The organism is Pseudomonas sp. SLFW, assembly GCF_009905615.1.
GTDB lineage: Bacteria > Pseudomonadota > Gammaproteobacteria > Pseudomonadales > Pseudomonadaceae > Aquipseudomonas > Aquipseudomonas bambusae.
In genome coordinates this window covers 106,455-124,568 of sequence record NZ_JAAAKW010000001.1, presented here as the reverse complement: position 1 = coordinate 124,568, position 18,114 = coordinate 106,455, and the positions used below count along the sequence as shown (strand labels likewise).

The window sequence follows — 18,114 nt, the reverse complement described above, 5'->3', positions numbered from 1 at the left end:
TCAGGTTTTTCCAGTTGTTGAAGAATAACGAGGGCAGATAGCAGCTGTGTGCGTGGCGCGAATGGCTCGAACCGCCAAGGCCGCGATGACGTAGGTCGATGCAACAAGCCAGAAGCTGTTGAGCAGGCCCATGAAGCTCATGCCGATGCCGCCGACGAGCACACCTGCAAGGGCGCCAGCTTTGGCTGCGCTGTTGCCCAGGCCCAAGGCGAAGCCATGGCGGGGTTGCGGCAGGGTGCTCGCAATCAATGCGTAGGCGACGGGGAGTAGTGCGCCTTGCCATACGCCCCAGAGCAGTCGACTCACCACGAACGTCAGCCACTCATTGGCCAATGCTCCAATAGCGACCGTCAACGCGCTTAGCCAGATCACCCACTCGATGACCTGAAGGACTTTGGGCGGTTGCCATTGATCAAAAAGCCGACCCCAAAGGGGGGCCGATAAGGCGAGGGATGCCGCGCTCACGGCGTAGGTGATGCCGATCAGACTAGGTGTCGCATGCAGAACCTGCGTGACGTAGAGCGCGTAGAAAGGCTGAGGCATGACCTTCGCGGCTTGAATGAGCACGATGATCAGAAGCAGGGCGCCAATCCATCCCCGGGGAAGCGGTGTATTGGGTCTATGCGATGATTTGGATCGGTCGCTTGTATCAGGAAGCCTGAAACTGACGAGTGCGCAACAGGCGCAGAGTACCGCCGCGAGATGGCACAGCACTGCAAAGCTGTAGGACTCCATCAGCCAGCCCCCGACCACGGGACCTGCCAGCGATCCCACGGCCGTGGCCGATTGCAGCTTCGTAATCGTACGTCCCTGCCCATTTTGGAGGTTCAGGCTTAGTGCATAAGCCTGTGCGGCGGCCAGAAATCCGGCGAGTCCGCCTTGTGCCATTCGCATGACGATGAGCAGCCACGGGTCTGTGACCAGGCCCGCAAGGCTCTGGCAGATCGCTAATGCAATCAATGCTCTGATGAGCATCAGCTTGTGGCCTACCCGATCGCCCAGCCGCCCCCAGTAAGGCGTGAAAATCATGGCGGTCAGCATCGGTCCAGCATAGACAAGACCGGCCAGTAGCCCGCTGTAGTCCTGATCGTGGGGGCTGAGGAGTGTCTGCATATGCAGTGGCCAGAATGGGCCGCTCATTTCCATGGCTCCCATCGAGATCAACTGAATCAGCAACAGTGCTCGCATCACGCGTTGGTCAGCGCGCATGGCGTTCGTGGTTCAGAGGATTCTTGAGGCGCCTGACGATATCGATGGGGCTGTCCCTCAATCGCATTCGAAGAAAGGATTTTGCGGGCCAGTCATTGACCAGCAATGCCTCACGCTCTGCATGCCAACGTCCAGGTTCGGTGCGTTCTTTAAGGTCGTCGAAACAACAGTTAACGTGGGCGCTGAGGGCTTCCCAGAGATCGGACTCCGTCAGTTCCCAGTGCCGAGAGATCAACAGAATCAGCTCACCGAAATGGCACATGAAAGCGGTGTGCAGCAATTTATCCCTGACAAAGCCGGTGTCTTCATACAGTGTCATTGCCGGATCTTTGAGCAGCAGGTCAAAGCCTCGTTGATGCAGGGTTTTTCGGTCGATCCGGATGTCACCGAAATCCCGCAGCAATAAGCGGGAGGGCTGTCCGTTTACGTCCATCACCATGAAGCTGTTTTGTTGATGGGCTTCAAAGGCAATCCCATACAACAGGTACATCGCCATGAGCCCCGGAAGGGCGGCATAGAGGTAACGGTCTAGAAAGTCGCTCGCCGCCTGAGGGCTGTCATTGCCCTCTGAGAGCAAAATCCACTGACGCAGCAAAGGTTCATCGCGGTGGTCGGGTGCGAACAGACTTCCGACAGGGACAGCTATTTCGCCGGGGTTCAGCAGGTCATTCGGATTGGTTCGGTAAAGCACCGACAGGTGACGTTCACGATCATCCGATGGTCGATGGGATTTGAAGTGCAGCCCGAGACATTCAGGGACAAGGATGAGCGTTTTCTGAACTTGAGGTTCAGCATTGAGGATGCGCATCAGCAGCGCCGACACTCTGGGCCCCATGCACGCAGACCTCGGGGACAGGGTGCGCTGAACGCTGGTCAGGCGCAGGCCCACAGGCAGTTTGACCATGGGAGCGGTTCGGCTCGCCTCAGGTAAAACAGTCCTGAATGACATGGTGGGATGTGCTGTGAATGCCTTTATCCGGGACATCACGAGCAGGCGGTCACGGAGTTCATCAGCGAAGAGTGATGGGAGTGTTTCGCTCGCCTGCCAAGGATGGACAGGGAGCGGGAAGTAATCGCTGGCATTAAGGCCTTGTGCGTGAAGCAGGCTATCAAGTTTGTGCAGCGGCTCAGGAAACCATTGGGCTAACCAGTCTCTATACTCAGGTGATCCGGGCAAGGATTCGATATGGATAAAGTCTCTGTGCACGGCGCACAGAATGACTTCAAAACGGGCGTCGAACTCTGGGGAGTAATCGATCACTTGGCGGGGTGACAGTCCCAGTTTCGTTTTGTAATTGGGATGCCAAGGGTGTCCGGTTGTACCCCATTGCTCCAGAACGAGGCTGGTATTGACGGCAGGTGTATCGCGCAAGTCGGCAAGGAATGAGTTTGAACCGTGCTCACGCGAGGACGCGGCCAAACGTCTGCTCCAAGCGTCGTGAAACGCCACGCAGAGGATGTCGTTCATGAAGCTGTTATCGATTTCGGCAGACAGGCGCGTCAAAACGTCTGCATCTGCGATGTCATCTGAGACAGCTAGCACATACTCCAGAAGTTCTGAAGGCAGTGTGATAGGGGATGCAGGCTGCCCCTTGTGATGAATGAGTACCCTGCCACCTAATGACCAGGCACTCATTCGGTGATCAATCAGATCCTCGAATACAAGTTCGGTAGTAGAAGTTAACGGTAATGAGCGATTGCCATCTGGTAGCAGTGTAAGTGTATTCGACTGAATTATCCCTTCTCTTAACATTGCTTGTGTCAAACGTTGCAAGGCTCGTTGTGATGATTTTTGAAGCGCGATAGTGACGTTTTCTTCGGTGATGCAGTGATGCATAAAAATGGAAGAGTTGATCCCATGCCTTAAATGGGACGTTACGTTTTCAGGTATTAAAGCGCGTACCGTGCTCACATCCGAATCCTTCGATGATCACAATCAATACCTCCCATGATCGTCAGGGGATGATAATGATTATTGTTGGCTCTGAGGGGGCGCAATTTATTCTGATGCGTAGTGATTTTCTGTCATCCTCGTCCAGTCTGGGTTGAAGGGCATTTCTGACAAGGCTGTGGGACGTGATTAAAGCCATGCTTGCTCGGTATTAACAGTGCTATTAGTGCCGCGCTATCGGCTTTATTGAAGAACTCAATAATCAACCCAATCGATCTTTTGAATCGCTGCACATCGTTTTTCATTAATAACAACTCCGGGCATTCTGGCCGCCAGAAAAGAGACATCCCGGAGCTTACTGTCATGGCCACTGCCATTCTTCATTCACTTAAACAAGGCGCTTATACCGCCATCGCGTTGTATGTTGTTTTCATCGCAGTGGTCACAATCGTCAGCCTGAATCCACAACTGAGCACGCCCACTTCGGCGTCCGCGCAATCGTCTGTCGTTGCACTTGAGCGTGCGACAGATCAGGCGAAGGGGCGTGCGTCGTGAGAGGCGCGAACTTCTGGGTGATCGTGTTTTTTGCCGTGATCAACAACGGTTGCTCGCTGCTGGGGTTTGGCGACGGTTCAGTGGGCGGCGTGGCGCGGAGCATCGAGTTCAAGACCGAAGTCGCGCAGGACATCGAAATGCTTCGGTCGCAGAACCTCAACGCAGGCAACCCGCCGCCGAAGCATGGCGAGCTGTTTTCGACGATTTTTGAGTGGCGGACTGTATGACGGCGCAGCCCCCTGTAGCAGCCCGGATTGCCGGCGGTGGCGTCTGAATGATCGCCCCCGTCGAGCGCGTTGTTTTCCGCCGTGTAGGCCATCGACAACGTCGGTGTAGGGGCTTTCCGAAAACTTTGTGATCAGGCCTTTTTCAACATCCTGTTTGATGACATCCCCAAACGTTGAAATTACTGTCCGGCTTCTACTGGCCCGGAAAGGACACCGCGCAGCGGCAATCCTTTCAAAGCAAGGAGCTCGACGTGTCACAACCCTATGCATTCGTTAACGATCAAACCCGGCACTATATTCACCTTAGAGATCATCATCTCGCCCTCTCCATGAGCGCTCGTTCGAAGCTCGATCAACTTAATCCCTTTTTACGAAATGGCATGGTGATGCCAGGGGAGATTGTGGTCGTCAGTGACGGCTCGACGCACCTGTGCACCCCCGAAGAAACGCAGTTGATGGAGCTGGCCTCGCAGGTTCGCGGGGCGATGATTGGCATGACAAACCATGAAAGTTACGTCATGACGCACAACTTCGACCTGCTGCAGAGCGTGATGTCGTACGGCTCGATCGGTATCGGAGCCACCACAGCGGCGTGGAGCAAGCATCTCAAGGCACTGGAAGACTTGCTCAAACAGACCGAGGCCCTGCATCAGAAGTGGCGGGCTGGAGGGGTGACCAACGATCAGTTCTTTGCCCAGCGCCGTGCGCTGTTCTCCCGGATGCAGGAGAGTCTGAAAGGCATTGGCCGCTTTGGGTCGGGCCTGAACAGCCAAGGCAAGATGAAGCAGATTTTGGGTATTTCCACCAAAAGCTACCTGCATACCGGTGACATCAGAGGCTATGCCAGCAAAGTCAGGGGCGTGACCAAAATGGCGAGTGCGATGAGCAAGGGGGCTTACGTGGGTGTTGCCCTGGACGTTGGCGTAGGCGCACTGGAGATTAAAGAGGCTTGTTCTACTGGGCGGGAAGAGGAATGTACTCGGGCGAAGTATGTGGAAACCGGTAAAGCTGCGGGTGGAATATTTGGGGCGTGGGCCGGAGGAGCAGTCGCAACAGCAGCCGGTCCTGCCATCTGCGTTGGGCTTGGAGTCGTGACCGGTGGAGCCGCTTTAGCGGGTTGCGTACTAGTGGCGGGTGCAGGTATGGCGTGGGGAGGGGGAACAGTGGGGTCGGTGATTGCAGAGGACTTAACTTTTTTGCTCTACGAGGCAGTCAATGGGCGTTAATTTCATTCTGAATTGGAGCATGGCGTTTGGCATGCTTCTCTTGATTGTCGATGCGGCCTTGCTTTTGTGGGTCGTACTTTTCAGAGTTGAGCAAATTGAAGACGCACTCGGAAACAGCAAAATCAATGTCGAGGCTAAACGACTAGGGAGTAACACCGGTTTATTAGGCCGTCAGTACCGACTGGGACTTGCAACGAGCGTGATGCTTTTCAGCAACATGTATATCCGAAAGGGCCTGGTTGATCCCGACGATGTGAAGAATATGCCCATCCACTTGAAACGCTGGGCCGTAATCCCCCATGTGGCAGCTGCGGTGTTGCTCCTGCTGTTGTTTTTTCTGGCACTCATGACTGGAAAAATTTAGCGAGGCCGATCTCAAGGCCCCCCGCGGGTAAGCCGCGCTGCTGCGGGGGCTATACCGATTTGGCCATCGCCTTCACAAACAACGCCGATTTCAGAAACCGCTTCAACCACCCCTGCAACTTCGGATACTGACTCTGCCAGAACCACTCTGGATCGACGTAGCAGAACTGCCGCACGAACGGCGCCAGGGCGGTATCGGCCAAAGTCAAACGGCCGGTGATCAGAAAGTCCCGTCCGCTCAGCAATCCCTCCAGCCTCCCCAGAAACACTTCCCCCCGCGCGCGGTATTCGGCCTGAGTGAACTCCGGATAACGCACGGCGTACTTGTAGCGATCCAGATCAGTCTTGAACGAGCCGTCGTTTTCCGCGATCAACTCAGCGATCTGTCGCTGCGCCTCGGGATCGGACGCCATCGACCAATCGTCCGGGTCGTTCTGCGCCAGCGCCCAGCGCATGATGTCCAGGCTTTGTTCCAGCACCTGATCGTCCAGCACCAGAACCGGCACGGTGCCTTTTGGCGAGCGTTCGAGCATTTCCGGCGGTTTGGCCTTGAGGCTGACTTCCACGGTTTCGACCGATACGCCGGCATACGCCACGGCCATGCGCGCTCGCATGGCGTAGGGGCAGCGGCGGAAGGAGTAGAGCAGGGCGGCCATCAGGTGACCTCAATTGTGCTGAGGCCGTTGCCCTGACGGCGCACTTGAATCTGCACCGGAATTCGCTCGTGCATTTCCCGCACGTGGGAAATCACCCCGACCTTACGGCCTTGGGCCTGCAAGCCATCCAGCGCATCCATCGCCAGTTGCAGCGATTCAGGGTCGAGACTGCCGAAGCCTTCGTCGATGAACAGCGACTCAATCTTCAACGTGCTCGACGCCATGGACGCCAATCCAAGGGCCAACGCCAGAGAGACGAGGAACGTCTCGCCCCCTGACAACGAATGCACCGAGCGCAGTTCGTCGCCCATTTCCGTGTCCATCACCAGCAGGCCGAGCATGCTGCCGCCGCGCTTGAGGCGGTAGCGGCGCACCAGTTGCTTGAGCTGGGCGTTGGCGTGATGGACCAGCAAATCGAGGTTGTAGGCCTGGGCGATCTTGCGGAATTTGTCGCCCTCCGCCGAGCCGATCAGCGTCGCCAGACGGCCCCAGCGCAGGTATTCGTCGTGGGCTGACTTAATATGTGCTTGCAACTCGCTGTTGGCAGTGCGGCGACGTTCGTCTTCGCTGATCTGCGCACGAAGGTCGGCGCACAGTTGGTCATGGGTGGCCGTTTGGGCCTGCGCTTCGGCCAGTGCCGTCGCCAGTTGTTCGGCATCGCTGATGTCGCTGTGCTGCGCCTGATGTTGCTGCCACTGCGCCTCGCGTTCCTGCACCAGCACCTTGCTCTGTTCCAGCGCTTTCTCGCTCTGTTGCAAGCGTTGGCGCAACTGGCTGACCGCCTCGTCGCTCAGGCCCAGCAGGGTGTCGAGCGCCGCATCGTCCAGTTCCGTGTGCTGATTGCGCCACTCGCCGATCTGGCGCGCCAGATCCGTCACTTCCTGCTCCAGCGTCTGCAAGCGTTGCTGCTCGCTGTCCCGTTCGGCGGTCAATTTGATCGACTCGGCACGGGCCTGCTGCAAGGCGTCTGTGGTGGTCGCCTGTGTCTGGCGCGCCTGATCGACGGCCTGTTCCAGATGCTGTTGCCACGCTTCAGCGCTGGCCTGTTCGCCAAGGATTTCCTGCAAACGTTGCTGGACGGCCTGCTGTTGCTGCTGGCTGGCGTCGAGCCGTTGTTGCAGTTGTTGATGCTGTTGAAGGCGACCCTGTTGCGCGAACTGTTCACGTTCGATTTTCTGCGTGCGCTCACTGTGTTCCTGCTGCTCTTCCTTTTGCTGGTCGAGTTGCTGGACGCGCGAGGCGATGTCGTTGTCCAGCTGGATAAACGATTCGGTCGCAGATTCACGCCACAGCGGCAGGCTCTCGGCAGGCAGCAGCGGTTCGAACTCCTGCAACGCTGTTTCAAAGGTCTGGTTGTCGAGCGAGATATTCCGTTGTTGATCGTCCAGCTGTTTCATCGCCTGCTGGCTGGCCTCCCGCGCTTCCTGCACCTGATGTTGCAGGGATTCGGCGTCGCGCTGCACTTTCAGCAAACGGGTCTGGCGTTGCTCGGCGGCGAGGATGTCCTGCGCCAGCTGATGCAACCGCTCGCTCAGCCAGTCGCTGCGCTGGGCCTCGGGTTGCTCCAGCAGACGCGGATGCAGCGGGTGGGCTTCCAGCTCGGGTGCCAGTTTCTGAAGTTGCTCGCCGAGCTGATCCAGCTGGGGCTTGGACTGCTTGAGCTGGTTGTTCAGCTCCAGCACCTCGGCGCGCAGTTCGGCCAAGGTTTCGCTGAGCTGACTGACCTTCAGGCGCGCCGCCGCTTCTTCGCCGTCGTCATGGCCGGACAGCGCTTGCAGCAAGGCATCGGACTGGTGATACGGGTGATCTTCGCTGCCGCACACCGGGCAGGGCTGCTGGTCGATCAACTGATCGCGCAGTTGCTCGACGCTGGCGCTGCGGGCCAGGCGCTGCCGTTGCAGCAACTCGACCGTGACGTTCAAGGCCTGTTGCGCGGCTTCGTGCTCGCCCTTGAGTTGCAGGCCTTTGGCGATGCCTTGCGCGCGGCGTTCGGTGGCATGTTGCTGTTGGGCCTGCACGTCTTGCAGACGGCTGGCGATGTCCTGATGCCGCTGCCACAGGCGTTCCAATGAATCGCTGGCGCTGTGCTGCTGGCGATTGTCTTGCAACAGTTGCCCAAGGCGTTCGATCTCTTGGCTCACCGCATCGGCCTTGACCTCGGCGTCGTCATACAGCGCTTGCAACGCGCTTCGACGCTCACTCAATGCTTGCTCGGCGCGGGTCGAAGCCTGTTCCAGCGCGGGCAACTCTTCGCGGCCTTTGTTCAGGCGGGAACTGACCAGCACGAGCTGTTGCAGCCTCGGACGATAGGCCGCCCACGACTGGCCCAGCGCATCCAGCACTGCGCTGTTTTGCAGCTGTTCGGCGATGGATTGCAAACGGGCTTCAACCTGACGCTGCTGCTCGATCCATTGGTCCAGCGCCGCCTGACCTTCGTTGCTGGCGAGCTGAGCGACCTGCGCCTGCCCGCTGATCTGTTGCAGCTCGGTGTTCAGATGATTGAGCTGCACCTGTTGCTGGAAGGCTTCGTTCAGTGCGGGCCTGGCGTTTTGTTGTGCGTCCTGTGCCTGTTGCAGGGCGGCTTGCGCGGTCGCCAGTTGCGCGTCGATGTCCGTCAACGTCGCTTGGGTCTGATTGAGCTGTTCGGTCTGCGCCTGAATCCGCGCCGCCAGCGGAGCCAGTTGATCGTCGAGCTTTTTACGCTGAGCGAACAGGTGCCGCTGAGGTGTTAGTCGCTCCAGTTGGCCCGATTGCAGCCGCTCGCTGGCTTGTTGATCCCAGATCTGCTGCGCGCTGGCCAGTTGTTCATTGGCGGCCAGATGACTGTCGCGCAGGCGATTCAATTCGGCGAACCACTGCTGCTTGAGTTCCAGCTGACGCAGTTGCGCCTGACTCCATTTCAGCTGTTCCTGCGCGTCGGTGAAACGCTGTTCCAACTCGGCACGCGGCTCGGGTTCGAGGGGCGTCAGGCTCCCGGCCTGTGCGTTGAGGGTTTTCAGCGCCTCTTCCGCCTCTTTGCTTTTGACGTAAGCGCGACGGCCCAAATGGCTGTAGATCGCCGTGTCGGTGAGTTTTTCCAGCAGCTCGCTGCGCTCTTTGTCGTCGGCTTTGAGGAAGGCGCTGAACTCGCTTTGCGCGAGCATCACGGCGCGGGTGAACTGTTCGAAATTCAGGCCGAGCCGCGCTTCAAGCAAGGTTTTGTATTCGGTCTTGTTCTGGGTGCTGAGAATCTGTTCGCTGTCCAGATCGGTCAGGGTCTGGCGGCTGTTTTGCAGCTTTTTCGTGGCGTTGTCGCGAGCGCGGTTGGTCTCCCAGCGGGCGCGGTAGCGGCGTTTGTCGATGCCGACGAAATCCACCTCGGCATAGCCACTGCCGGTGCCGCGACGCAGCAGGTTGCGCGGGTCGGCGGTACTGATGTCGCCGTCGATCTCGGGCACCCGTGACTGGCCGATGTTGTTGAGCCGGGGAATAGCGCCGAACAGTGCCAGGCACAGCGCATCCAGCAGCGTGCTTTTGCCCGCGCCCGTGGGGCCGGTGATCGCGAACAGACCGGCGCTGGCCAGCGGTTCAGCGGTGAAGTCCAGTTCAAATGGGCCGGCCAACGAGGCGAGGTTTTTCAGGCGAATGGCGAGGATTTTCATGGCTGTTCGCCCTCCGGTTGTCCGTCTGCCAGTTGCACGTCCTGAAGCAGGGTGGCGAAGTCCTGCAACGTTTGTTCATCGACCTCGCTGCCGTAGCTGTCGCGCCATGCACGGCTGAACAGTTCTTGCGGGCTGAGCTGGTCCAGTTCGATCAGGTCGCGGTCGTCTTCGTCGTCCCGGGCACCTTTGCCTGCGTATTCGGCGGCGATGCGCACCAGGCGCACGGCCTTGTTTTCCAGCGCCGATTCGATCTGGTTGCGCAGGTCCGGTTGAGGTTCGTCCAGCTTCACCCGCACTTCGAGCCACGGTTGACGATCGACGTCGGCCAGCAGGTCGATGTCCGGCAGGTCCTTGAGTTGCAGCAGCAGTTCGGCCAGTGGCGCCGGACCGACCCGTTGCAGGTTGACGGCGCGGGGGATCAGCAGCGGCGTGACGCTGGCCAGTGTTCCCGCTTCGCAATCGACTTCGAGGATCTGATGCTGATAACCGATTTCCGAAAACGACAGAGGAATCGGCGAGCCGCTGTAGCGAATGCGCGTTTCGCCGTTGACCTTTTGCGGCTTGTGCAGATGGCCGAGGGCAACATAGGTGATGGTCTCGCCGAACAGGCTGGCGGGCAGGGCTTCGGCGTTGCCGATGATCAGGCTGCGTTCGGAGTCTTCCGAGACCGAGCCGCCGGCCATGTGCGCGTGGCTGATGGCGATCAGGGCCTGGCCTTTCTTGCGTTTCTGGTTGGCGGCGGCGATGAGCATTTCGTGCACCTGACCGATGCCGCGCAAGTAGTTGTCGCCCAACGCGGGGCCGGTGACTTCGGCGGGTCGCAGGAACGGCAACGCCAGGCACCAGCCGAGGACTTTGCCCTTGGCGTTGGTCAGCGGCAACAACAGGCGGTCGACGTCGAGCACGCCGTCGTCCAGCCACAGCACACGCCCCAGCGCGTGGGTGCGCAGACGCCGCATCAGCGGGCCGGGCAGTTCGATGCGCGAGCCGGAGTCGTGGTTGCCCGCGATCATCACGATGGTCAGTTGCGGGTTCTGGTCGTGGGCGCTGACGATGAAATCGTAGAGCTGTTCCTGGGCTTTGACCGACGGGTTGACGGTGTCGAAGATGTCGCCCGCGATCAGCAGCGCATCAGGTTTGCGCTCGGCCAGACGGGCCAGCAGCCAAGTCAGAAAACACTGGTGTTCGAAGTCCCGCTCCTGGCCGTGGAGGTTCTGGCCCAGGTGCCAGTCGGAGGTGTGGAACAGACGCATGGGGTTACCTTGGTTGAATAGGTCTTCAGCAGAAATGCAATCCCCCTGTAGGAGTGAGCTTGCTCGCGATCGGGCTCCATCAGACAACCCATCAGGGAAGGATGTACCGCAATCGCGAGCAAGCTCACTCCTACAGGTTTATTCACCGCTAGATGAATAGGGTATGTTCATCAAAGAGCACGAAGCGCTAGGTTCATTTCGGATACAACGGCGGCAGGCTGTCTGCGCCGTTCGGGTCAATCGGTTTTTCAATGGCGGGCAGTGCTTTCACGGCCTTCCATAAATCTTCGCCCAGCCACAGTTTGCCGGTTTCGCTGTACAGCGCGCCGTTCAGACCGTCCAGTGCATCGGACAAAGGTACGAAGCGCGCCGCCATGTCAGCAAGGGTTTCCGGTTGCTGACGCGCCCAGGCATCCAGCGCCTGACGGGTGGCATGAGGGTCGTTGGCCAGGCTGGCGCGTTTCAGGTCATCGAGCACGGTGCGCGGGCTTGGCCCGGTCTGCGCGGCGCGGGTCAGCGCCGGTTGCCACCGACCGCGCCACCAGAGGCCAAAACCCAACAGCGTGGTGAAACTGAGGATTACGGTACTCAGCTGCCACGGCCATACGGGCGGGCCGATCACGGTCACCCCCGTGGTATCGCTCACCGGCGTGTCCACCGACAATGCCGGGTTAGTGCTGACCTGCAAGGTGCGGGCGGGCAGGGCGCTGTGCTCAAGATGATCTTCCAGCGTGTTCCACCACACCACGTCCACCGCCGGAATCTCGATGGCCCCCGGACGGTTTGGCACAAGCGCTTCACGTTCTTCACGGCTGCCCACCAACCCGCGCTCGTTGACCTGATTGTTCAGCTGCGGTTGGTCAGGATAGCGCCGCAAGGCGCTCACATCGGTGGCAGGCAGCGGCGGTAATTGCGCGCTCGACAGCCCCTCAGCCTTGATCACCAGCGTGCGGGTCAGCGAATCCCCAATCTGCGTGTGCGCCGGATCAGGGCTCCAGTTCTCGCTCAGGCTAATGCTGCGAGCGGGCAGCCACGGCGTGTTGGCGGGGTAATTCGCAGGTTGCGGTTTTACCTTCAGGGGCAGCGGTGCAGACGTCACCCGCATCAGCTTGCCCGGCTTCGGGCTGGTTGCAACGGCAGGCTGGCTGGTCGCGGCGGCGGTGCTGACTTCCGGAATGTCCTGCACCATGGTTGCGCTGAACTCCTGCGCGGGGATGGTCAGGTCGCCGCTTTGCTGGGGGTACAACGCATAGCGCATTTCGATCACGCCATGGCGAATGCCGTTGATCTGCTTTTCATAGGTGCGGGTGTCGCCCAGTTTTTCGATCCGTGCATCCGGCACTTGCAACGGAGAAAGGCTGCTGTCGTCGAACAGCGAGACCGAATGATAGATGCGGACCGTCAGCACGGCCTGGGCCTGCACATAGACAGTGTCTTGATCGAGGCTCGCTTCCATGAACACCGGCGCAAGCTTCTGCTCCTGAGCCTGCGCGGACGGCTCGACCTCGACCACCTGCAGGGCAATCGGCTGACTGATCAGTTCGCCCAGTTGCAGCGGCGGAATTTCGATCGAACCGCTGTGGCGCGGCATCAACGTGATCAGCCAGCGGGTGGTGGCGTGGACGTTGCCTTCGAGGGTCGTCAGGCTGTTGAGCTGGCGGGTGTCGCGCACGTCGAAGTCGGTTTGCAATGCGGTCATGTCAGGTTTGCCGAAGAGCGTGGCGTCGTCGGACTCCAGCGTCAGCTCGACGGTTTCCCCGGTGTTCACACGCGTGCGATCAACGCTGGCCTGCAACGTCGCAGCGGGCGTGTCGGCCTGCGCCACGAGGGCGAACAGGCACAGCAGCCAGGCGATTACCACAGTGTGCACACGACTCATCGAGCTTTTTCCTGATGCTGCTGTTGTTCGTACCAGAATTTACGACGCAGCAGTTCACCGGGTTCGTCCGGGATCTGCCGCAGCCACTGTTCGAGTGCCTGACGCTGTTCGCCGTTGATCGGGCCATCGGCGGGACGGCTCGGCATGTGGGCGGGTTCATCCTCGTCCGGGGACGGCGCGTTGTTGTCGCTGGCGCCGGACATCGATTGCGCATTGCTGTTCTGGCTGTCCTCGTCCCCCGGTGTGGAGGATTGCGGGTTCGAGGGTTGCTGTTCAGGGCTGCCGGTCTGGGGGTTGTCGGCGTTGTCTTCGCCCTCGGTCTTGCCTTCGCTGGCGTCTTCAGCGGCCGCTTGCTTGTTCTGCTCCTGCATCTCTTCGATCAGCGCCTTGTTCGTGGCGGCGGCGGGGAAGTCGGGCTGGCGCTCCAGCGCCTGTTCGTAGGCGTCGAGGGCCGCATCCAGCTCCCCGCTCTTGGCCAGCGCATTACCGCGATTGTAGTGGTCGGCGGCCGTGTTGCCCTGGGCGAAACGCTGAGCGGCACCGGCGTAATCTCCGGCTTCATAGAGCGCGATGCCCTGCCACTGAATGTCTTCGAAACGCTGCGCGGCTTCGGCGGGGCGATGGCGCTGAAGCAGGTGTTGGCCCTGCTGGTCGGGGCGCTGGAACAGGTCTTTGAAGTCGAACGCGTAGCTGTGTTGCGGCATGAGCATCAGCAGCGGCAGACACAGGACCCAGCCGCGACGCCCGGCGCAGGCCGCGAGCAGCAACAATGGCAGCAACAGCCAGTAACCCTGATCGGCCCAGCTGTCGAGCTGCACGGTCTGGCCCTGGCTGCGCAGGTCGTGGGGCGCGTCCAGCAGGCCCAGTTCGTGCAAATCTTCATCGGTCAGGCGCAGCGAGGTGAAATGGCCGCCCAGTTCATCGGCGAAATCCTTGAGGCTGGCGCTGTCCAGTCGGGGCACCAGAATGCCGCCTTGGGCGTCCTTGAGGAAACCGCCTTTTTCCTGAGCGACCGGCGCGCCTTCAGCGGTGCCGACGCCGAGCAGCAGGAGTTGCGGCGCGTGCCCGGTCATGGCCTGACGAATCCCCATTCGTTCGCCGTCGTTCAGCGACGCGCCGATCCACAGCAGACGCCCGACGCCCAGATCGCCCTGCTTCAGCAGGTCCAGCGCTTTGTTCACCGCCAGATCGGCGCGCTGCCCGCTTTCCGGCATGATCGACGGCTTAAGGGTGTCCAGCAGGTTTTTGCTGGTGCCGAGGTCGTCGGACAGCGGCACCAAGGTGTGGGCGCTTCCGGCGTAGACGATGATCGCGGTTTGCGAATCGCCACGGGCTTGCAGCAAGTCGAGCAGCTTGCGCCGGGCCTGTTCGAGGCGCGTGGGCGGGCTGTCGGCAGCGAGCATTTCCGGGGTCAGCTCCAGCAACACCACCAGCGGGTCCACCGGTTTCTGGCTGGTCTGTTCGACCCGCTGCCAACTGGGCCCGAGCAGGGCGAGCAAGGCCAGCAGCCAACCGACGCTCAACGCGATCCACGGCAGCTTGCTTTCTCGACCACTGCCGCCGCGAAGCAGCGTGGCGTGGAAGGCGCTCGGCAAGATCATTTGCCAGCGGCCGACGCGTTTCTGCCGATTCCACAGGCGCCAGATCAGCCAGCCGAGCAACGGCAGCAGCAACAGCCACCACGGGCGCAACCAATGGGGCCAGAGGGCGAGCAACGACGTGATCATCGGCGCCTCCGCAAACGCTTGAAGCGCTGGCGCCATTGCGGGCCTTGGCTCAAAACAGGCTGGCGGGCCAGAAAGCGATACAGCGGGTTTTGCGGCCAGCGTTCGTGAATCACCAGCAGCACGCTCAACACCAGCGCGAACGCCAGCGGCCAATGATACAGCGCATGGGCAGGACGAGCCTGGGTCGGTTGTTGCGTCACGGGTTCAAGGGTGTCGAGGGCCTTGCCGACCTTTTCCAGTTGGGCGCCGTCACGGGCGCGGAAATATTGGCCGCCGGTGAGGTCAGCGATTTCTCTGAGAGCAGGCTCGTCGAGGTCCAGGCTCGGGTTCAGGCCGAGAATGCTGGTGGCGCCCTTGTCCGGGTCAGCGCCGATGCCGATGGGGTAGATCTTCACGCCTTCGCCTGCGGCCAGTCGCGCAGCCGTGGCCGGGTCGATTTGGCCGGCGTTGTTGGCGCCGTCAGTGACGAGGACCAGCACCCGACTCTGGGCCGGACGCAATCGCAAGCGTTTCAGCGCCAGGCCGATGGCATCGCCGATGGCGGTGTTTTTGCCCGCGATGCCGATGCGCGCTTCGTCCAGCCAGACGCGCACGGTCTTGCGGTCGAAGGTCAGCGGCGCCTGCATGTAGGCCTGGCTGCCGAACAGAATCAGGCCGACCCGGTCGCCTTTGCGGTGTTCGAGGAAGTCACCCAGCAGCTGTTTGACCAGCGTCAGACGGCTCACTTCATCGTTCTGCCAGACCATGTCCGGGTAATCCATCGAGCCGGAGACGTCCACCGCCACCAGCAGGTCGCGGCCACTGGCAGCCACCGGCAACGGTTCGCCCAGCCACTGCGGGCGCGCTGCGGCCAACAAGAGCAACAGCCAGAGCAGCACGAACGGCAATTGCCGCCGCCAACCGGGGAGGTGGGCACGTGCACGACGACCCGCGAGGCCTTCCAGTTCGCTGAGAAAACTCACCTTGAGCGCTGCTTCGCCGCTGTCCGCCACCGGCAGCACGAAACGGAGCACCCACGGCAGCGGCAGCAGGGCGAAGACCCAGGGCCAGGCGAGTTCAAACATGCTTGCGAATCCAGGTGTCGACCGACTGGGTCAGGCCGTTGATCGCCTTGTCGTCGAGCTTGCATTCGGGCTTGTAGGCGCCTTCCACCAGAATCATCCAGCGGGTGAGACCGGCGGCCGGGCAGCGGTTGTCGAGAAACGCCAGCCATTTGCGGCCGTTAAGGGTGTGGCTCTGGCTGTAGGGGTAATCGTTGCGGCAGAGGCGTTTGAGCAGGCCGTTGATCTGTTGCAGCCAGGCGCCAGCGGGCGCGCCGTCATAGGGTTTGGGCATCTGCGCCAGTTCGATGAGCGCAGCCTGACGGCGCGGGTCCAGCGGCTGTTCGGCGGCTTCGCCGGGGGCTCGTTTGGGCAGGAAGACCCGCGCCCGCCACAGCCCGTAACCCAGCGCAGGCAACAGGGCCAGTACGATCCACCAACCGGGGGCGGGCGGCCAGGCGCTGACCGGCGCGGGCAGGATCATCGGTTGCAGCTGGTCCAGCAGGCTCATTTCTGTTTCACCGGCTGGTTGGCGTTCAGGTAGTCGCGCAGTTGGTCGACCATCCCCTGCTGTGTGCTCAGCGGAATCATCAGCACCCGCAGCTTTTGCGCCAGCAGCTCCCAGCGTGCCTGACGGGCTTCGCCTTGGGCACGGTAGGTCTGGCGCAGGTCGGGGTTGAGCGTGTCGAGCTCCAATTGCGCACCGCGATCGGCGAACCGCAGCAGTCCTGCCGCCGGTAGCGCGTGATCCAGCGGGTCGGAGAGGGGCAGCAGCAACAGGTCGCAATGACGTGACAGCAGCGACAGTTGTTGTTCGGCGGATTCGGAAAGGGCCCGTTCGTCACACAGGATGAACACCAGACTGCCAGGCCGAAGCACTTCACGGGCTCGACGCAGCGCCACGCCGAAGGTGTCGCGGTCGGCGACGGCTTCCGCGTGCAAGGACTGATTGACCCGCACCAGCCGGTTGAGCAATTGCAGCAGGCTCTGTTTGCTGCGTCGCGGCTTGATTTCGTAGTGCTCGTTGTCGCCGAACACCAGCCCGCCCACCCGGTCGTTGTGCCCCAGCGCGGCCCAGCCGATTAACGCCGCCGCCTGGGCCGCTAGCACTGATTTGAACATCAGGCCCGAGCCGAAAAACAGCCGACGGCTCTGCTCAACCATGATGAAGATCGGCCGCTCGCGTTCTTCATGAAACAGCTTGGTGTGAGGTTCCTGGGTCCGCGCCGTGACCCGCCAATCGATGGTGCGTACGTCGTCGCCGGCCTGATAGACCCGCACCTGATCAAAGTCCACGCCGCGCCCGCGCAACTTAGAGTGGTGCAGGCCGATCAGCGGGCTGCGCCGACCGGGGGAGGAAAACAGCTGCACTTCCCGCACGCGATGACGCATCTCGATCAGCTCGGCAAGGCTGATACGGATGCCCGGTTGGGAAATCAGATAGGGCTGCATGGGGTCAGGCGACGGCGACGACGTCAAGAATGCGCTGAATCACGCGGTCCTGATCGATGCCCGCAGCCTCGGCTTCGAACGACAGAATGATGCGATGGCGCAGCACGTCGAAGACCATCGCCTGAATGTCTTCGGGGCTGACGAAATCCCGACCGGCCAGCCATGCATGGGCACGGGCGCAGCGGTCCAGGGAGATCGAGCCACGGGGGCTGGCGCCGTAACCGATCCACTCGGCCAGCTCGGCGTCGAACTTGGCCGGGGTGCGGGTCGCCATGACCAGTTGAACGAGGTATTCCTCCACAGCGTCGGCCATGTACAGCCCGAGGATTTCCTTGCGGGCGGCGAAAATCGCTTGCTGGGTGACGCGCCGTTCCGGTTTGGTCTCGCCATTCAACGCTTCGCCCCGCGCTTGCTGGAGAATCTTGCGTTCGACGTTGGCGTCCGGGAAGCCGATCTTGACGTGCATCAGGAAGCGGTCGAGCTGGGCCTCCGGCAGGGGATAGGTGCCTTCCTGCTCGATGGGGTTTTGCGTGGCCATCACCAGAAACAGCGGGGAGAGGTCGTACGTGCTGCGTCCGACGCTGACCTGACGTTCAGCCATGGCCTCCAGCAGCGCCGATTGGACCTTGGCCGGGGCGCGGTTGATTTCGTCCGCCAGCACCAGGTTGTGGAAGATCGGACCCTGTTGGAAGACGAAGCTGCCGGTTTCCGGGCGATAGATCTCGGTGCCGGTGATGTCGGCAGGCAGCAGGTCGGGGGTGAACTGAATGCGATGAAATTCGGCTTCGATGCCTTCGGCCAGTTCCTTGATCGCCTTGGTCTTGGCCAGACCCGGTGCGCCTTCGACCAGCATGTGGCCATCGGCAAGCAGAGCGATCAGCAGGCGCTCGACCAGTTTCTCCTGCCCGAGAATCTGGGTGGAGAGAAAGGTTCGCAGCGCGATCAACGCTTCACGATGTTCCATCGATGACGGTTCCTGGCAGGGTAGGCGCAGC

Annotated in this window: 15 protein-coding genes; 4 read left to right on the top strand and 11 right to left on the bottom strand. The window is 60.9% G+C overall.

What is annotated here, in order from left to right:
* Positions 1-1,209 carry an MFS transporter gene (locus GVN17_RS00435; protein ID WP_166593261.1) on the bottom strand — a complete coding sequence of 403 codons (1,209 nt, stop codon included), beginning with the start codon at positions 1,207-1,209 and terminating at the stop codon, positions 1-3.
* On the bottom strand, positions 1,199-3,046 hold the full coding sequence (locus tag GVN17_RS00430) for an IucA/IucC family siderophore biosynthesis protein (RefSeq protein WP_166593795.1): 1,848 nt from the start codon (positions 3,044-3,046) through the stop codon (positions 1,199-1,201). The genes GVN17_RS00435 and GVN17_RS00430 overlap by 11 nt, the downstream gene beginning before the upstream one ends.
* A 417-nt stretch (positions 3,047-3,463) precedes the next feature.
* On the opposite strand from GVN17_RS00430, the gene GVN17_RS00425 reads away from it, so the two are divergent.
* From GVN17_RS00425 to GVN17_RS00410, 4 genes are all read left to right on the top strand, one after another.
* Positions 3,464-3,655, top strand: coding sequence for a hypothetical protein (locus GVN17_RS00425; RefSeq protein ID WP_166593260.1), 192 nt, complete (start codon positions 3,464-3,466; stop codon positions 3,653-3,655).
* Positions 3,652-3,882 carry a hypothetical protein gene (locus GVN17_RS00420; RefSeq protein ID WP_166593259.1) on the top strand — a complete coding sequence of 77 codons (231 nt, stop codon included), beginning with the start codon at positions 3,652-3,654 and terminating at the stop codon, positions 3,880-3,882. The genes GVN17_RS00425 and GVN17_RS00420 overlap by 4 nt, the downstream gene beginning before the upstream one ends.
* Positions 3,883-4,055: 173 nt before the next feature.
* Complete coding sequence (locus GVN17_RS00415) at positions 4,056-5,108, top strand: hypothetical protein (RefSeq protein WP_166593258.1); 1,053 nt, start codon at positions 4,056-4,058, stop codon at positions 5,106-5,108.
* Positions 5,098-5,472: a hypothetical protein gene (locus tag GVN17_RS00410; protein ID WP_166593257.1), complete on the top strand. Its 375-nt coding sequence runs from the start codon at positions 5,098-5,100 to the stop codon at positions 5,470-5,472. Before GVN17_RS00415 ends, GVN17_RS00410 begins: the two co-directional genes overlap by 11 nt.
* Positions 5,473-5,521: 49 nt before the next feature.
* Here GVN17_RS00410 and GVN17_RS00405 read toward each other — a convergent pair whose 3' ends face one another.
* From GVN17_RS00405 to GVN17_RS00365, 9 genes are all read right to left on the bottom strand, one after another.
* Complete coding sequence (locus GVN17_RS00405) at positions 5,522-6,127, bottom strand: glutathione S-transferase (protein ID WP_178115691.1); 606 nt, start codon at positions 6,125-6,127, stop codon at positions 5,522-5,524.
* Positions 6,127-9,768, bottom strand: a complete 3,642-nt coding sequence (locus tag GVN17_RS00400) for an AAA family ATPase (RefSeq protein WP_166593256.1) — start codon at positions 9,766-9,768, stop codon at positions 6,127-6,129. The genes GVN17_RS00405 and GVN17_RS00400 overlap by 1 nt, the downstream gene beginning before the upstream one ends.
* The gene (locus GVN17_RS00395; RefSeq protein WP_166593255.1) at positions 9,765-11,021 is read right to left on the bottom strand and encodes an exonuclease SbcCD subunit D C-terminal domain-containing protein; all 1,257 of its coding nucleotides are present in this window, start codon (positions 11,019-11,021) and stop codon (positions 9,765-9,767) included. The genes GVN17_RS00400 and GVN17_RS00395 overlap by 4 nt, the downstream gene beginning before the upstream one ends.
* Before the next feature lie 193 nt (positions 11,022-11,214).
* Positions 11,215-12,900 (bottom strand): BatD family protein, encoded by a 1,686-nt coding sequence (locus GVN17_RS00390; protein WP_166593254.1) that lies wholly within the window; start codon positions 12,898-12,900, stop codon positions 11,215-11,217.
* A complete protein-coding gene (locus GVN17_RS00385) occupies positions 12,897-14,615 on the bottom strand; it encodes a VWA domain-containing protein (protein ID WP_166593793.1) in 1,719 nt (572 codons plus the stop codon). The genes GVN17_RS00390 and GVN17_RS00385 overlap by 4 nt, the downstream gene beginning before the upstream one ends.
* 8 nt (positions 14,616-14,623) lie before the next feature.
* Positions 14,624-15,691 (bottom strand): VWA domain-containing protein, encoded by a 1,068-nt coding sequence (locus tag GVN17_RS00380; RefSeq protein ID WP_166593253.1) that lies wholly within the window; start codon positions 15,689-15,691, stop codon positions 14,624-14,626.
* Complete coding sequence (locus tag GVN17_RS00375; RefSeq protein ID WP_166593252.1) at positions 15,684-16,178, bottom strand: DUF4381 domain-containing protein; 495 nt, start codon at positions 16,176-16,178, stop codon at positions 15,684-15,686. Before GVN17_RS00375 ends, GVN17_RS00380 begins: the two co-directional genes overlap by 8 nt.
* Positions 16,175-17,119 carry a DUF58 domain-containing protein gene (locus tag GVN17_RS00370; protein ID WP_166593251.1) on the bottom strand — a complete coding sequence of 315 codons (945 nt, stop codon included), beginning with the start codon at positions 17,117-17,119 and terminating at the stop codon, positions 16,175-16,177. Before GVN17_RS00370 ends, GVN17_RS00375 begins: the two co-directional genes overlap by 4 nt.
* Positions 17,120-17,123: 4 nt before the next feature.
* Positions 17,124-18,083 carry a MoxR family ATPase gene (locus tag GVN17_RS00365; protein ID WP_074757176.1) on the bottom strand — a complete coding sequence of 320 codons (960 nt, stop codon included), beginning with the start codon at positions 18,081-18,083 and terminating at the stop codon, positions 17,124-17,126.
* Positions 18,084-18,114: the final 31 nt, after the last annotated feature.

What these genes read in the sequence shown, in the direction of transcription:
- GVN17_RS00435 (WP_166593261.1), bottom strand. Translation starts at nt 1,209, where the DNA reads ATGCGCGCTGACCAACGCGTGATGCGAGCACTGTTGCTGATTCAGTTG.
- GVN17_RS00430 (WP_166593795.1), bottom strand. Translation starts at nt 3,046, where the DNA reads ATGCATCACTGCATCACCGAAGAAAACGTCACTATCGCGCTTCAAAAA.
- GVN17_RS00425 (WP_166593260.1), top strand. Translation starts at nt 3,464, where the DNA reads ATGGCCACTGCCATTCTTCATTCACTTAAACAAGGCGCTTATACCGCC.
- GVN17_RS00410 (WP_166593257.1), top strand. Translation starts at nt 5,098, where the DNA reads ATGGGCGTTAATTTCATTCTGAATTGGAGCATGGCGTTTGGCATGCTT.
- GVN17_RS00405 (WP_178115691.1), bottom strand. Translation starts at nt 6,127, where the DNA reads ATGGCCGCCCTGCTCTACTCCTTCCGCCGCTGCCCCTACGCCATGCGA.
- GVN17_RS00400 (WP_166593256.1), bottom strand. Translation starts at nt 9,768, where the DNA reads ATGAAAATCCTCGCCATTCGCCTGAAAAACCTCGCCTCGTTGGCCGGC.
- GVN17_RS00395 (WP_166593255.1), bottom strand. Translation starts at nt 11,021, where the DNA reads ATGCGTCTGTTCCACACCTCCGACTGGCACCTGGGCCAGAACCTCCAC.
- GVN17_RS00390 (WP_166593254.1), bottom strand. Translation starts at nt 12,900, where the DNA reads ATGAGTCGTGTGCACACTGTGGTAATCGCCTGGCTGCTGTGCCTGTTC.
- GVN17_RS00380 (WP_166593253.1), bottom strand. Translation starts at nt 15,691, where the DNA reads ATGTTTGAACTCGCCTGGCCCTGGGTCTTCGCCCTGCTGCCGCTGCCG.
- GVN17_RS00375 (WP_166593252.1), bottom strand. Translation starts at nt 16,178, where the DNA reads ATGAGCCTGCTGGACCAGCTGCAACCGATGATCCTGCCCGCGCCGGTC.
- GVN17_RS00370 (WP_166593251.1), bottom strand. Translation starts at nt 17,119, where the DNA reads ATGCAGCCCTATCTGATTTCCCAACCGGGCATCCGTATCAGCCTTGCC.
- GVN17_RS00365 (WP_074757176.1), bottom strand. Translation starts at nt 18,083, where the DNA reads ATGGAACATCGTGAAGCGTTGATCGCGCTGCGAACCTTTCTCTCCACC.